The sequence below is a fragment of the Pseudomonas saudimassiliensis genome, from assembly GCF_000939975.1.
Classification (GTDB): Bacteria; Pseudomonadota; Gammaproteobacteria; order Pseudomonadales; family Pseudomonadaceae; genus Halopseudomonas; species Halopseudomonas saudimassiliensis.
Genome location: NZ_LK391969.1, coordinates 444,892 through 460,691 on the forward strand (window position 1 = coordinate 444,892; position 15,800 = coordinate 460,691).

General features: G+C 63.5%; 13 protein-coding genes and 1 pseudogene. All 14 read left to right on the forward strand.

From position 1 onward, the window contains the following. The first annotated feature begins 15 nt into the window (after nt 1-15). Entirely contained in the window at nt 16-1,299 is a 1,284-nt protein-coding gene (locus VG99_RS02200) for an NAD(P)/FAD-dependent oxidoreductase (protein ID WP_044498120.1), read from the forward strand. An 89-nt stretch (nt 1,300-1,388) separates the two neighbouring features. Then, nucleotides 1,389-1,793, forward strand: coding sequence for a PA2779 family protein (locus tag VG99_RS02205; protein WP_044498121.1), 405 nt, complete (start codon nt 1,389-1,391; stop codon nt 1,791-1,793). 78 nt (nt 1,794-1,871) lie between these two features. Continuing rightward, entirely contained in the window at nt 1,872-2,720 is an 849-nt protein-coding gene (locus VG99_RS02210) for a PA2778 family cysteine peptidase (protein WP_044498122.1), read from the forward strand. A 364-nt stretch (nt 2,721-3,084) separates the two neighbouring features. Beyond that, on the forward strand, nt 3,085-4,668 hold the full coding sequence (gene tssA / locus VG99_RS02215) for a type VI secretion system protein TssA (RefSeq protein ID WP_044498123.1): 1,584 nt from the start codon (nt 3,085-3,087) through the stop codon (nt 4,666-4,668). 12 nt (nt 4,669-4,680) lie between these two features. Further along, nucleotides 4,681-5,187, forward strand: coding sequence for a type VI secretion system contractile sheath small subunit (gene tssB / locus VG99_RS02220; RefSeq protein ID WP_044498124.1), 507 nt, complete (start codon nt 4,681-4,683; stop codon nt 5,185-5,187). 16 nt (nt 5,188-5,203) lie between these two features. After that, entirely contained in the window at nt 5,204-6,682 is a 1,479-nt protein-coding gene (tssC, locus tag VG99_RS02225; protein ID WP_044498125.1) for a type VI secretion system contractile sheath large subunit, read from the forward strand. A gap of 6 nt (nt 6,683-6,688) precedes the next feature. Continuing rightward, the gene (gene tssE, locus VG99_RS02230) at nt 6,689-7,093 is read left to right on the forward strand and encodes a type VI secretion system baseplate subunit TssE (RefSeq protein WP_044498126.1); all 405 of its coding nucleotides are present in this window, start codon (nt 6,689-6,691) and stop codon (nt 7,091-7,093) included. Nucleotides 7,094-7,102: 9 nt separating this feature from the next. Continuing rightward, nucleotides 7,103-7,372 (forward strand): annotated as a pseudogene (locus tag VG99_RS02235) (PAAR domain-containing protein); the annotation flags it as partial. Between the two features lie 38 nt (nt 7,373-7,410). Further along, nucleotides 7,411-9,198 (forward strand): type VI secretion system baseplate subunit TssF, encoded by a 1,788-nt coding sequence (gene tssF / locus VG99_RS02240; RefSeq protein WP_044498127.1) that lies wholly within the window; start codon nt 7,411-7,413, stop codon nt 9,196-9,198. Then, a complete protein-coding gene (tssG, locus tag VG99_RS02245; protein ID WP_044498128.1) occupies nt 9,162-10,178 on the forward strand; it encodes a type VI secretion system baseplate subunit TssG in 1,017 nt (338 codons plus the stop codon). The genes tssF and tssG overlap by 37 nt, the downstream gene beginning before the upstream one ends. A gap of 39 nt (nt 10,179-10,217) precedes the next feature. Next, on the forward strand, nt 10,218-12,830 hold the full coding sequence (gene tssH, locus VG99_RS02250; RefSeq protein WP_044498129.1) for a type VI secretion system ATPase TssH: 2,613 nt from the start codon (nt 10,218-10,220) through the stop codon (nt 12,828-12,830). Nucleotides 12,831-12,840: 10 nt separating this feature from the next. After that, nucleotides 12,841-14,376 (forward strand): sigma-54-dependent Fis family transcriptional regulator, encoded by a 1,536-nt coding sequence (locus tag VG99_RS02255; protein WP_044498130.1) that lies wholly within the window; start codon nt 12,841-12,843, stop codon nt 14,374-14,376. 42 nt (nt 14,377-14,418) lie between these two features. Beyond that, nucleotides 14,419-14,592 carry a type VI secretion protein gene (locus VG99_RS16015; RefSeq protein WP_338052293.1) on the forward strand — a complete coding sequence of 58 codons (174 nt, stop codon included), beginning with the start codon at nt 14,419-14,421 and terminating at the stop codon, nt 14,590-14,592. A 16-nt stretch (nt 14,593-14,608) separates the two neighbouring features. Continuing rightward, nucleotides 14,609-15,799, forward strand: a complete 1,191-nt coding sequence (tagH, locus tag VG99_RS02260) for a type VI secretion system-associated FHA domain protein TagH (protein WP_044498131.1) — start codon at nt 14,609-14,611, stop codon at nt 15,797-15,799. Nucleotide 15,800: the final 1 nt, after the last annotated feature.

The following is a 15,800-nucleotide window of genomic DNA, read 5'->3' on the forward strand; positions in this document are numbered from 1 at the left end:
CACAAGGTGCGCAGCATGAGCCATACGCCCTATCCCGATTCCTATTACGCCGCCTCCGCCAACCCGGTCCCTGCCCGCCCCGCCCTGGCGGGAGCCCATGACACCGACGTCTGCGTGATCGGAGCAGGTTATACCGGCTTGTCCACGGCGTTGTTCCTGCTTGAGCAGGGCTTCCAGGTGACCGTGCTGGAAGCGGCACGCGTCGGGTTTGGGGCGTCCGGGCGCAACGGCGGCCAGATCGTCAACAGCTACAGCCGCGATCTGGATGTGATCGAAAAGCAGGTGGGGGCGAAGCATGCGCGCCAGTTGGGCGAGATGGCCTTCGAAGGCGCGCGCATCATCCGTGACCGGGTCCGGCAGTATGCTATCGATTGCGACCTGAAGGACGGCGGCGTATTCGCTGCGGTGAACCAGAAGCAGCTACGCCAGCTGGAGGAGCAAAAAGCCCTCTGGGAGCGCCACGGCCATGGCGAGCTGCAGTTGCTGGATGCCCAGGCGATCCGCGGCGTGGTCGATACCGACCGCTATGTCGGCGGTATGCTGGACCTGAGCGGCGGCCATATCCATCCGTTGAACCTGGCGCTGGGCGAAGCCGCCGCGGTGGAGTCGCTGGGTGGCGTCATCCACGAGCAGTCGGCGGTCGTGCAGGTCGAGCAAGGCGCCACGCCTGTGGTCCATACCGCCCATGGCCAGGTCAGGGCCCGCTTTGTCGTGGTGGCCGGCAATGCCTACCTGGGCGGGCTGCTGCCGCCGCTGGCCGCCAAGTCGATGCCGTGCGGTACCCAGGTCATTGCAACCGAGCCCCTCAGTGAAGAAGTCGCCCGGCGCTTGCTGCCACAGGATTACTGCGTCGAGGATTGCAACTACCTGCTGGATTACTATCGCCTGTCCGCTGACCGTCGGCTGATCTTCGGCGGCGGCGTGGTCTATGGCGCCCGCGATCCGGCCAATATCGAGGCCCTGATAAGGCCCAAACTGGCACGTACCTTCCCTGCCCTGCGCAATGTCCGGATCGACTACGCCTGGACCGGCAACTTCCTGCTGACCCTGTCCCGCCTGCCCCAGGTTGGCCGGTTGGGCGACAACATCTACTACTCCCAGGGGTGCAGCGGCCATGGTGTGACCTACACCCACGTCGCCGGCAAGGTGCTGGCCGAAGCGATCCGCGGCCAGGCCGAGCGTTTCGATGCCTTTGCTGCCCTGCCCCATTATCCGTTCCCGGGTGGACGACTGTTCCGGGTGCCTTTTACGGCTCTCGGCGCCTGGTATTATCAGCTGCGGGACCGCTTCGGCGTCTGAGCCGGAACCCGGGTGCGTTCCAGCGGTCACAGGGGTGCAAGGGTACCAAGAAAAACCACAGCACCAAGACAACCCAGGAGTAGTCCCCCATGAAGCAAACTTCCGTCACTCGCCGTTATCTGTCCATCCTGATGGCCGCGCTGTTCATGTTTACCAGCATGGCCAGCATCCACGCCCAGGCCTCCATGGTCGGCACCCATGAAGTGATCGCCTCCGAGCAGCTCAGCGTCGATCGTGATCAGCTCAAGGCCATGCTCGATGACGAAGCAGTGCAAGACAAACTGGCCAGCATGGGGGTTTCTCCCGACCAGGTTGAACAGCGCATCAACAGCCTGACCGCAGATGAGCTGGCATACTTCAATACCCAACTGGATGAAGCGCCTGCCGGTGCCGGTGTACTGGGTGTGATCGTGTTGTTCCTGGTCATCTTCATCATCACCGACATGCTCTGCGCCACCAACATCTTCCGTTTCGTCAACTGCATCAACCGTTAACCGGTGCGCTTACTCCGCATTACCGTCCTGCTCGGGTTGGCAGCTCTGCTGTCAGCCTGCGCCGGGCGTGCGCCCGTCATGCCAGCGCCTTCCGAACTGGCCAGTTTCCCCAACCGCGTAGTACTGGAGAGCGTGCCCTTCCACGCCCAGGATGCCTACCAATGCGGTCCCGCCTCGCTGGCGATGGTACTCAATCATCGACATATCAGCGCCACGCCCGATGGCTTGAAGGACCGGGTCTATCTGCCCGAACGCAACGGTACCCTGCAGGTGGAAATGGTGTCCGCCGCCCGCGAACGGGATCTGCTGGTTTATCCCCTGGAGCGCAAGCTCACCGCCATCCTCAGCGAATTGAATGCGGGTAATCCGGTGCTGGTCATGCAGAACCTGGCATTCGATTGGTATCCGCAGTGGCATTATGCAGTTGTCATCGGCTACGACCTGGCCGCAGAGGAAATGATCGTGCACAGCGGTCTGAACGCTGCGCAGCGAGAGCCCTTCGGCGTGTTCATGCGTACCTGGGACCGAGCCGACCGCTGGGCCCGGGTCATGCTGCCCCCCGGCGAGTTGCCCGCCACCGCGAACCCCCTAAGCTACCTGCAGGCCGCCAGTGACTTGGAGCAGACGGGTCGGCTGGACAGCGCCCTGCGCTCATACCAGAAGGCCGCGACCCAATGGCCGGATCAGCCCGCTGCGCGGCTGGGGCTGGGTAACACGAGCTGGGCAATGAACGATCGGCAGACCGCGCTGGATCATTTCCAGCGTCTGGTAAATGATTTCCCGGACTTCCAGCCCGGCTGGAACAATCTGGCCATCGGCCTGGAAACACTTGGCTGCGCGGACCAAGCGAAGTTGGCCCGTCAATGCAGCAAACAGGACAACAAACCCACTGCGTGCACAGAACTTAGTTGCGGGACAAGCAATTAAGTTGAGACTTGTGAACTGCTTCAAGCAACTTCGCACCTTCCGTTAACAATTACTCCAATGCACTTACTCCATGACCGGCTACTTTCTCAAGTGGTCGGCCATGGGCGCCATCGCGCTTGCGCACCCGTCTATGACGCGGTTCACACTCTAGATAACCCACCCGGCTAATTACCCACAAAGTGGACCCAAGTCACATTCTGTGCCTTGAAGCGCATCCGCCGGATCAATAGCATACGAGCCCTGTCACCTAGAAGTGCGCAACTTGCTGCACACTTCAGTTGCGCAACTTATTGCGCACTTCATGACCTGCCTTATTAGGTCTTAGTTGCACGGATTCTTCATTTAGTCAGGGATTGATGTGAATATGCTGGACACGGATTACATCAATTTGATGAGCACGCCCATCTCGGCTGATGATTATGCCGGTGATGATGCGCGCTATACCCCTGAGTTCGAAGCACTGGAAGAGGAACTCGCCAAGGACAGCTCCGTCCACCGCACCACGGGCACCGACTGGGCAGTTGTCCGTGAAGGTGCCGAAGCCTTGTTGCAGACCCAATCAAAGGACCTGCGCGTGGCCTGCTGGCTGGTCTGGTCGCTGTTTCAAACCGAGCGCTTCACCGGTCTGGCTGCGGGCCTGGCCATGCTTAGTCACGGATGCGCAGCGCATTGGCAGGCGCTGCACCCCCAGCGCATCCGCACCCGTACCGCGACCATCAGCTGGCTCTGCAGCCGGCTGGAAGAGGTACTCGGTGAGCAAGCACCAGAGCCCGGCCAGCTGGATATATTCAGCGCCATCGCTACAGAACTGCGGGAACTGGATCGCCTGTTCATTGAGCACCTGGGAGATGCCGCCCCGCCGCTGAGCACGCTATCGCGCCGGGTAGAGCAACTGCTTGAGCGCGCCGATACCGCGGCGCAGCCTGCCTCAGCGGCTTCCCCCACGCAGACCGCAGCGGCTCCGCCAATCTCGGCGCCAGCGGCCTTCGAGCCCTCGGCCCAGCCCGCCGGCGCCCCCATCGTCGATGGCCGTGATGCGCACCGCAGCCTGCGCGCCCTGCAGGATCAGGCCAAGCCGCTGATCGCCTGGTGGCAACATCACAACCCCAGCGACGTACGCGCCATACGCCTGGCTCGCACCCTGCTGTGGCTGCCGATCGACAGCCTCCCCGGTCACGACGCGGAACAGGTCACGGCCCTGCGCAACCTCCCGGCCGATCGTCTCAAGGGGTTCCAGGACCGATTCAATCAGGGTCAGTTCCAGCCGTTATTGATTGAACTCGAGGGCAGTCTCAACCGCGCACCTTTCTGGCTGAGCGGCCAGTATCTGGCCTGGCGTTGCCACGAAGCCCTGGGCGCTGAGCCTGCCATGCAGGAAATTGAATCCCAGCTGCGGCAGCTGCTCGTTCGCCTGCCGGGACTGGAACAGCTGCGTTTCCATGACGGCGAACCCTTCGCCGACACCGACACCCGTCACTGGCTCGGCACTCGAGTAATGGCTCCGGCGACAACCGTGACCGCTCCCGCTGCCGAGTCCTGCAGCGACGGGACGGCTCCCTGGCAACAGGCCCTGCAAGATGCGCTGACACTGCTGCGCCGGGACGGCTTGCCGCCCGCCATGCAATTGCTCGCGGAAGGTGCCCGGCAGAGCGAAAGCGATCGGGCCCGCTTCCACTGGCAATTGGCGCAAGCCCAGCTGTGCTTCCGTGCCCGCCAGCACGAGGCGGCGTACGGCCGGCTGGATGCCCTGCTTCACCAGCTCCAGTCCGCCGGACTGGAACGCTGGGAACCCACCCTGAACCTGGAAGTACTGCGTCTGTTGTATGCCTGCTGTGAGTTGCTGCCGCAGAGCCAGCTTGTGCGTGATCGCAGGGAAGAGATCTTCCACCGGCTGTGCCACTTCGATCTGGAAGTGGTACTGAACAAGGCCCTCGGGCCATCAATGTAGCGGAGAACCACCATGGCCAAAGAAGGCACGGTAGCACCCAAAGAACGGATCAACGTCACCTTCACGCCGGACTCGAATGGCGCCTCGGAGGAAGTCGAACTGCCCTTGAAGTTGATGGTATTGGGCGATTTCACCCAGCGGGAAGACGAGCGCAAGATCGAGGATCGCAAGCCGATCGCCATCGACAAGAACACCTTCGACGAGGTGCTGGCCAAGCAGGAGCTGAACCTGAGCTTCCAGGTGCCCAACCGGCTGCAGGATGACCCGGCCCGGGAAGACCTGGCGGTCAACCTGCAGATCAACTCCATGAAGGATTTCAACCCTGCCAGCCTGGTCGAGCAAGTGCCCGAGCTGCGCAAGCTGATGGAACTGCGCGATGCGCTGGTGGCCCTGAAAGGCCCGCTGGGTAACGCACCGGCCTTCCGCAAGGCGATTGAAAGCGTGCTCAGCGATGACGACTCCCGCGAGCGCGTACTTGCCGAACTGGGCCTGGCCCAGCAACAACAACCGGACGCCTGATCACAAGGAAGCACGCATGAGCACCCAGACAACCGCCATTGCCGCAGCCAGCGCCAGCGACGACATCAGTATCCTTGACCGCATCATCGCCGAAACCCGACTGACGCCGGATGACGAAGCCTATGGCATCGCCCGCCGTGGCGTATCGGCTTTCATCGAGGAACTGCTCAAGCCGCAGAATGACAAGGAGCCGGTCAAGAAGGCCCTGGTCGACCGGATGATTGCCGAGATCGACGCCAAGCTCAGCCAGCAAATGGACGAAATCCTGCACCATCAGCGATTCCAGGCGCTGGAGTCCTCCTGGCGTGGGCTCAAGCTGCTGGTCGATCGCACGGATTTTCGCGAGAACATCAAGTTCGAGATGATCAATGCCTCCAAGCAGGATCTGCTCGACGATTTCGAAGACAGCCCGGAGATCGTCCAGTCCGGCCTCTACAAACATGTCTACACCGCCGAATATGGCCAGTTCGGCGGGCAGCCGGTCGGCGCGCTGATCGCCAACTATTATTTTGATCCCAGCGCCCAGGACATCAAGACGCTGCAGCATGTCGCCAGTGTCGCCAGCATGGCCCACGCGCCCTTCATCGCCTCCGCCGGGCCGCGTTTCTTCGGCCTGGAGAGCTTTACCGGCCTGCCGGATATCAAGGACCTGAAAGACCATTTCGAAGGCCCGCAATTCGCCAAGTGGCAGGGCTTCCGGGAGCGGGAAGACGCCCGTTACGTCGGCCTCACCTTGCCGCGCTTCCTGCTGCGCAACCCCTACGATCCGGAAGACAATCCGGTGAAGAGCTTCGTGTACAAGGAAAACGTCGCCAACAGTCATGAGCACTACCTGTGGGGCAACACCGCCTTTACCTTTGCCACCCGCCTGACCGAAAGCTTCGCCAAATTCCGCTGGTGCCCGAACATCATCGGCCCGCAGAGCGGTGGCGCGGTCGATGACCTGCCGCTGCACCATTTCGAGAGCATGGGCGAGATCGAGACCAAGATACCCACCGAGGTGCTGGTGTCCGACCGCCGGGAATACGAACTGGCCGACGAAGGGTTCATCGCGCTGACCATGCGCAAGGGCAGCGACAACGCCGCGTTCTTCTCCGCCAATTCGACCCAGAAAGCCAAGTTCTTCGGCAACTCGGAGGAAGGCAAGGCGGCAGAGCTGAATTACCGACTCGGCACCCAGTTGCCCTATCTGTTCGTCGTCAACCGCCTGGCCCATTACCTCAAGGTGCTGCAGCGCGAGCAGATCGGCTCCTGGAAGGAACGTACCGACCTGGAACTGGAACTCAATCGCTGGATCCGCCAGTACGTGGCCGACCAGGACAACCCCAACCCGGAAGTCCGCGGCCGCCGTCCGCTGCGTGCGGCGCAGATCAGTGTTGCCGATGTGGAAGGCGAGCCAGGCTGGTACCGGGTCACCCTCAGCGTCCGGCCGCACTTCAAGTACATGGGCGCGGACTTCACCCTGTCGCTGGTTGGCAAGCTGGACAAGGAGTAAGCAGACATGGGCTACGGCAGTCTGTTCGAACGCCTGGCCGGCGAGACCGCTGGCCGCGCTGGCTGGGACCTGCAGCGCGCCGCCATGGCCTCGGTAGCCAGTCATCTGTCCAAGATGCTGAGCACCCGTGCCGGCAGCGTGCTGACCCTGCCCGATTACGGATTGCCCGATCTCAATGATATGCGCCTGTCCCTGCACGATTCCCTGCAGCAGGCGCGGCTCGCCATCGAGCGTTTCATCGAGGCCCATGAACCGCGGTTGTCCCAGGTCCGGGTCATCGCCCTGCCCCGGGATATCGACCCCCTGAGCCTGGCCTTCGCCATCGAGGCCAGGCTGGAGGTCGAGCAACTGAAATGCAATGTCAACTTTTCCGCCCGCCTGGATGGCAGCGGTCAAGTCCAGGTTGAATAGGAGTTCACCATGTCAGGAAGACCCGCCGCCCGTTTGGGCGACCCCACAGCCTGCCCCAAAACCGGCCACGGCACCAACCCCATCGCCGCCGGCTCGGCCGACGTGCTGATTGACGGTGTGCCGGCGGCACGTATGGGTGATGCCACTGCCTGCGGCGCCAGCCTAGTGGACGGGCTCAGCCCCACAGTGGTGATCAACGGCAAACCAGCCGCGACGCTCGGCAGCGCCGGCACCCATGGCAACGCCGTCACCGCGGGCTCGGCCACGGTGTTGATCGGCTGACGCCAACCCTTTACTCGACTACACAGGGATGCACAGTGTCGTTCAACCATTACTACCAAAGTGAACTGACCGCGTTGCGGCAGCTCGGCAAGCGCTTTGCCGAGCGCAGCCCGGCGCTGGCACCCTTTCTTGGGCAGAGCGGCAAGGACCCGGACGTTGAGCGCCTGCTTGAGGGCTTTGCGTTCCTCACTGGACGGCTGCGGCAGAAGCTCGACGACGAGCTGCCCGAGCTCACCCATTCGCTGATGCATCTGCTGTGGCCGAACTATATGCGGCCGCTGCCGGCGATGAGCATTCTGCAGTTCGATCCGCTGCGCCACGCTGGCGATGCCCTGGTAGTGGCCCGCAATACGCCGGTGGAGTCACGGCCGGTAGACGGAGTGAGTTGCCGATTCCGCACCAATTTCGATACCGAGGTGCTGCCCCTGGCAATGCAGGCCGTGGATTATTCGGTCAAGGGCAATGGCGCCCTGCTCAATCTGCAACTGATGATGAGCGCTCCCGGCAACCTCGCGGATATCAAGCTCAAGCAACTGCGCCTGCATTTCGCTGGCGAGCGCTACATCAGCCAGATGCTGCTGCTGGGCCTGTCGCGCAATCTGCACAGCATCGAGCTCGTGCTGCTCGACCGGCACGGTGCTGCGCTGGAGCTGCCCGGCGAGATAACGAAGGCCCTGCGGCTGGGCCCGGAGCAGGTGCAACAGGTAGGCTTCGCTGATGAGGAGGCGATGATCCCCTACCCCCTCAATACCTTCCGCGGCTATCGCTACATTCAGGAATATTTCGCCTTTCAGGACAAGTTCCTGTTCGTGGACATACTCGGTCTGAACGTAGTGCAACGCGCACCGGCGGAACTGTTGAAGCAGGCCAGGGGCCTGGAGCTGCGCTGTCATATTGCCAAGGCGGGGGAACAGCGTATCCGCCCGACGCTGGACAATGTGCGGCTGTATTGCACCCCGATCGTCAACCTGTTCAGCCATGACGCTAGTCCGATCCGGCTCGACGGCCGCCAGGACCAGTATCTGCTGCGGCCAGCCACCTACGGCAATCGTCACTGCGGCGTGTTTTCCATCGACCGGGTGACCGGCTGGAAGCCGGGCGGCCAGGGCTACGAGGAATATGTCCCCTTCGAGTCCTTCGAACACGACACCAGCTTCGGCGCCGACACGGCTCGCCCCTACTACAGCTTGCGGCAGTACGCATCGCCGGTGGGCGACGGGCTGGAGACCTATCTCAGCTTCGGCCTGTACAGCCTGGAACATCACGAGACGCTGTCGGTGGAGCTGACCTGTACTAACCAGAACCTTCCGCAGAAACTGACCTTGGGTGATATCTGCCTACCCTGTGAAGGCACTCCGGAATTCCTGAATTTCCGCAATATCAGCGCGGTCACCCCCTGCCATGCGCCGCCTCTGCACCGGGATTTCCTGTGGAAGCTGATCAGCAACATGTCGCTCAACTACCTGTCACTGGCCAACGTCGAGGCGCTCAAGGTCATCCTGGAAACCTATGACCTGCCACGCCATACCGACCAGCATGCCGCCAAGGTCAGCAAGCGCCTGCTCGGCGGCCTCAAGCACATCAGCCATACGCACGTTGACCGGCTGCACCGCGGCTTGCCGGTACGGGGTATCCGCACCGAGCTGAGCATGGACGCCGATGGCTACCTGGGCGAGGGCGATCTGTTCCTGTTCGCCTCCGTGCTCAACGAATTTTTTGCACTTTACGCCAGCCTCAACTCCTTCCACGAGTTGCGGGTCAAGAGTTCCAAGGGAGAGACCTATCAATGGCCGCCACGCATGGGGCAACAGCCCCTGCTTTGAGTCCGATCGTGCGCAGCATTCGGGAATACAGCCTGTTCCAGGGCGTGCAACTGGTGCAGGAGCGCCTGCGCCAGGCCCATCCCGAACTGGACGATGAGGCGCTGTATGAGCGTCTGGAACTGCAGGCGAACCCGAGCATGGGCTTCCCGGGCAGTGAAATCGAGTCGGTGGAGTATTTTGAGGAGCGCGGTGAGCTGCGGGCGCGGCTGCGAGTGAACCTGATCAGCCTGTTCGGCGCCGGCTCGCCGTTGCCGGCCTTTTACGGTGAGCAGGCGCTCGGCGACAGCGCCGACGGCAATCCCACCCGCGAGTTCATGGACCTGTTCAACAACCGGCTGCAGCGGCTGCTGCTGCCGGTCTGGCAGAAATACCGCTACCACGCGCGTTTCAAACCGGGCGGCAGCGATGCGGTGTCGGCCTTGCTGTTCTCGCTGATCGGGCTCAGCGGCAGCATCATCCGACATTCCACCGAACTGAACTGGAAGCGGCTGCTGCCCTATCTGGGCCTGCTCAGTCTGCGGGCGCAGTCGGCTGCGATGGTCGAGTCGGTGTTGCGTTATTACTTCAAGCACGAGCAACTGCATATCGAGCAATGCCTGGAGCGGCAAGTGGAAATTCCCGCGGAACAACGCTGCCAGCTGGGCCTGGGTAACAGCACCCTGGGCGACAGCCTGGTGCTGGGCGAACAGGTGCGCGATCGCAGCGGCAAGTTCCGCATTCATATTCTCAATCTCGACTGGGCGCGCTTTCACGACTTTCTGCCGCCCGGCGGTGACAACCAACCGCTGCGCGTGCTGATCCGCTTCGTGCTGCGCACGCCGCTGGATTACGACGTCCGCCTGCACCTGCGACCGGACGAAATCCGCGAATTACGCCTGGGCAAGGGCAACGCCTGCCGGCTGGGCTGGACCAGTTGGCTGGGCTGCGAGCGCGCCGACGCCATGGTCACGCTGGGCAGTCAGCCCCAGCAGGTGTGCTGAGACACCCTTCCCGGCCAACAACCTATGAGGATGGACCCCATGATCAATCTGGATCTGCAACAACTGGTACAGGCCCTGGATGCCGACAGCCGTCGGGACCTGGAAGCCGCCGCCGAACGCTGCGTCGGCCGAGGCGGCGCCAAGGTGTTGGTCGAAGACCTGCTGGCCTGCCTGCTGGCCCGTCCCGATGGCCTGCTGGTTCGGGCGTTGCAGGATGCCGGCCACAGTACCGATGAACTGGCCGCCATGCTCCAGCCGCGGCCCGAGTCGGCCAGCACCAACAACCCGGTGTTTGCCCCCGAGCTGGTCCAGTGGCTACAGGACGCCCTGCTGACGGCCTCGCTGGAGCTGAAACAGGGCCAGATCGACCAGGCCGCACTGATCCTTGCGCTGCTGCGTAATCCACTACGGTACGCCGGCACGGGGTACATGGCGATCCTGGGTGAACTGAACGCCGAGCGCCTGGGGGAATTCGCCCGTTCGCAGCAGCCCGCCACCGCTTCGCCTGGCGCGTTGGCGAGCAACGAGTCCGCCCTGCAACGTTTCACCCACAACTTCACCCGCCAGGCCCAAGAGGGCCGACTGGACCCGGTGCTCTGCCGGGACGCCGCCATCCGCCAGATGATCGATATCCTCGCCCGGCGGCGCAAGAACAATCCCATCGTGGTGGGTGAAGCCGGCGTAGGCAAGACCGCCATTGTCGAGGGGCTGGCACTGCGCATCGTCCAGGGCCAGGTGCCGGCGGCGTTGGCGGATACCGAGCTACTGTGCCTGGACCTGGGCCTGCTGCAGGCCGGGGCCAGTATCAAGGGCGAGTTCGAGCGCCGGCTGCAGGCGGTGATCGACGAGGTCAGGGCAGCGCCCCGGCCGATCATCCTGTTTATCGATGAAGCCCATACGCTGATCGGTGCGGGCGGCCAGGCCGGCGGCTCGGATGCGGCAAATCTGCTCAAGCCCGCGCTGGCCCGGGGCGAATTGCGGACCATCGCTGCCACCACCTGGAGCGAATACAAGAAGTATTTCGAAAAGGACCCGGCCCTGGCCCGGCGCTTCCAGCCCGTGCAGCTGCATGAGCCCACCGTCAGCGAAGCGATCACCATCCTGCGCGGGCTGGCGCCGGTATACGAGCAGAGCCATGGGGTCTACCTGCGCGATGACGCCGTGGTGGCGGCGGCCGAGCTGTCCGCCCGCTACCTGGCGGGGCGGCAGTTGCCGGACAAGGCGGTGGACGTACTGGATACCGCCTGTGCGCGGGTGCGTATCAACCTTGCCGCCGCACCCGAAGCGGTCGAACGCCTGCGCCAGGAACTAGCCGAGGGCGAACGCCAATGCGATGCCCTGCGGCGTGATCAACAGGCTGGCCTGACCATCGATACCGAGGCCCTGGACCGGCTGGAAAATCGCTTGCTCACCGCCCACAGCGAACTGGGCGAACTCCAGCACCGCTGGGAACATCAGCGGGATCTGGCCCTGCAGCTGCTCGAGCTGCGCAAACAATGTGCCGCGGCGCGTCAGGCTGGCATGGCCCCTACGGTCGAGGAAGATCCAGTCGCTGGACAGACGCAACTCGCGCAGCTGGAAGCCAGATTATGCGAGACGCAGACCGAGCTCGACGCGGCCCAGGCCGAGGGCGCGCTGGTCAACCATGAGGTCTGCCCGCGCCTGGTCGCCGAGGTGCTCAGCCACTGGACCGGTATCCCTCTGTCCCAGCTGGCCCGCCAGCACAATGCCCGGGTGGCCAGCTTCACTGCAGATCTGCGCCAGCGGCTGCGGGGCCAGGAGCAGGCCGTCCAGGCATTGGATCGCGCCATTCGCGCGGCCGCTGCCGGCATGTCCTCACCCGATGCCCCCACCGGGGTGTTCCTGCTGGTCGGCCCCAGCGGGGTCGGCAAGACCGAAACGGCATTGGCGCTGGCCGACCTGCTGTACGGTGGAGAGCGCTTCCTCACCACCATCAATATGTCCGAGTTCCAGGAAAAACACAGCGTTTCACGGCTGATCGGCGCCCCACCCGGCTATGTCGGCTACGGCGAAGGCGGCATGCTCACCGAAGCCGTACGGCAGAAGCCCTATTCGGTCATCCTGCTCGACGAGGTGGAAAAAGCCGACCCCGAGGTGCTCAATATCTTCTACCAGATCTTCGACAAGGGTGTGGCCAATGACGGCGAGGGGCGGGAGATCAACTTCCGCAACACGCTGATCCTGCTGACCTCCAACCTGGGTGCGGATAGCATCCTGGGTCTCTGTCGCGGTAATGAACAGCCCAGCGCCGAACAGTTGGAGCAGGCCATCCGGCCGACCTTGAGTCGCCACTTCAAACCGGCCTTGCTGGCACGCATGCAGATGGTGCCCTACTTCCCGATCACCGGCGAGGTGCTGCACGAGCTGGTGGCACTCAAGCTGGAGCGCTTCGGCCAGCGGCTGCAACGTCGTCAGGTGACGTTCCGCCACACGCCGGAGCTTGTTCAGCATTTCGCCGAGCTGTGTACCGACAGCGACATGGGCGCGCGTCTGGTTGACCAGTTGATCGACCGGCACCTGCAGCCGCAGGTGGTCGATCGGCTGCTCGAGGCCATGGCCACGGGCACAGCCCTGCGGCAGATGCAGGCCAGCGTGACTGACGAAGGGCGGGTGGTCTGTGACTTCGCGTGAGCCGCCGCTGATGTTCAGCCAATTGCCGCAGCCGTTGCACTATGCCAAGGCGCTGTTCGCGCACTTTACGCGGCTGGCGGGGCTGGGCGAGAGCCGCAGCCTGTGCCAGGGCCTGGTCGAATCCACCAGCCGGCTGACCGACTGTGACCTGAGCCAGCTCTATCTGCTGGATGAAACCCATACCCGCCTGACCCTGACGGCGGAATGGCACCAGAACCGCTGGCAGACCCGCGAACAGGCCAGCCTGCCAAGCGACTACCACCGCGAGCAACTGCTGCAATACTGCCTGCTGCAGAACCAGGTCCTGGCTATCGATACCCTGGACAGCCACCTGCATGACATCGCTTTTCTGCCGGAGAGCCCGGCGCCGTGGTGCAGCCTGCTCTGTCTACCACTGCAATCCGAGCGCCGGCAGGTACTGGGTGTGCTGCTGGTCGCCAGTGCCCAGCCCCGGCGTCTGGGCCATTTTGCGGAATCCCTCGGTCTACTGGGCAACTTTGCGGTGGGTCAGCTGGGTCTGTTGAATCGGCTCGATGCGCCCGCCACCTCGGCGCCCTTCGAGCCGGCCGGCGACCGGCCCTGCCCCAGCGGCTACGGCCTGATCGGGGATAGTCCAGCCATGCGGGCGCTCTACCAGATGATCGGCAAGGTGCTGCACAACCCGGTGAACGTGCTGCTGACCGGGGAAACCGGTACCGGCAAGGAACTGGTCGCCCGGGCCATCCATGATTATGGCTCTCGGCGCACCCGGCCCTTCGTGGTGCAGAACTGCGCTTCGCTGCCGGAAAACCTCCTGGAAAGCGAGATGTTCGGCTATCGCAAGGGCGCCTTCAGCGGAGCTGATCGCGACCATGCCGGTCTGCTCGACGCGGCGGACACCGGCACCCTGTTCCTCGACGAGATCGGCGACATGCCTCTGAGCCTGCAGGCAAAGCTGCTGCGGGTGCTGCAGGAAGGTGAAGTGCGCCCGCTGGGCAGCACCGACACCCACAAGGTGGATGTGCGCATTATTGCCGCCACCCACCGGGACCTGAAACAGTTGGTGGAGGCCGGCAGTTTTCGTGAGGACCTCTATTACCGGCTATCGCACTTCCCCATCGAACTGCCGCCGCTGCAGGAACGAGGCCAGGACATCCTGCAGCTGGCCCGGCATTTCGCGGAACAGGCCTGCGCCTTCCTGCAACGCCCGGTCTGCCGCTGGTCCCAGGATGCCGAGTCGCAATTGCTGGCTTACCCCTTCCCGGGCAACGTGCGGGAACTCAAGGGATTGATCGAGCGGGCAATTCTGCTGTGCGACGGCAACGAGCTGCTGCCCGAGCATTTCTCCCTCGAAGGCGCAGCCAGCAGCAACCTGAACCTGCGCGAGCGGCTGGAGCAGGTCGAACGCAACCTGCTCATCGAATCCCTGCGCCGTAACCAGGGCAATCAGACCAGTGCCGCCACCGAACTGGGGCTGCCACGGCGCACCCTGCTCTACCGCATGCAGCGCCTGAATATCTGTGCCGCCGAAGTGCGCGCGCGGGAGAAAGCCGATGCCCGCCAATGACTGCCGATTGAACAGCCCGGATAACCCAAGGAGTAGCAATAGATGATGCGCGGATCTTCCGTTTCAACGCCCGTCCCCCCGTCCCGGCGGCGCCTGGCCAGTTGGTTGGTGCTGACCACAGCACTGTGGCTGACCGGCTGCGGCGCCAATTACAAACTCAGCGACGGCGACTATCGCCCGCTGGGTGACCCCACCGCGGCCGAGCGCCGCCCGTAGCGCCAGGAGTCCTACCATGGAATTGGTATTCGATGTGGTCAGTGCCCCCCAACAGATGCCCGGCCTGGTCACCAGCAAGAGCTTCAAGCAGGCCGGCGGTATCATTGGTCGCGCCGACAGTTGCGACTGGGTCATTCCCGATACCCGGCGGGTGATTTCCGGACAACATGCGCGCATCAGCCACCGCGACGGGCACTTCTTCCTGACCGATACCAGCAGCAACGGTATCCAGTTGAAAAACAGCGGCGCGCGTCTGAGCAAGGGCGAGCCCCAGCGTATCGAGCATGGTGATGTCTACTGTCTGGGCGAGGTGGAGATCCAGGCACGACTGATCCAGGACCCCTCGGTGTTCCTCGATCACGCCAGCCCACACGCTGGCGGTGCCAATATCATCCCCGACGACGCCTTTCTCGATCTGGATCCGCTGAATGCCCTGGACCAGCAGGAGCGGCTATACAACGAGACCGATGAGCTGGCCATGCCCGGCCTGGCCAGCACCCGCCAGGCACAGCAGGATTATGCCCGCATCGACATGGAAAGCCTGGCGGTTCCCGAACTGGTCACCCCGCCGGAGACACCCGCGCCCGCCCCAGCACCCGAGCCACAGCGCCTGCCGCCGCGCTTCTGGGACCAGTTTGCCAGCGAGCTGGGTGTCGATCTGGCGCAGCTGGATGAGCAGGAACGCCAGGCACTCGCGCTACGTGTCGCCCGCCTGCTGAAGATCAGCGTCGGCAATCTGCAACAGGGCCTGCGCACCCGCAGCGAGTTGAAAAGCGAAATGCGTCTGGCCCAGACCACGGTGCAGACCGCCGGCAACAATCCCCTCAAGCACAGCAGCGATGCCACCGCCGCACTGACCATCCTGCTGCGCGACAGCGAGCCCGGCCAGTTGCCCGCCGAACAGGCGGTAAGCCGCGCCTTCCGCGACCTGCAGGCCCACCAGGTAGCGCTGATCGCGGCCAGCCGCGCCGCCGTCAAGGGCATGCTGGAACACCTGTCGCCCGAACAGTTGACCCTGCGTTTCGAACGGGAGAACAAGTCCCTGATCAGCACCTCCGGCGGCCGCTGGCGCGCCTATATGAAGCTGTATAGCGCGCTGGAGGGTAACAACGAATGGAGCGAGCGCCTGTTCGCCCGGGACTTTGCCACCGCCTACGAAGAACAGATTCGCCTTATCGCCACGCTCAACACCGATTATCAAGGATGAC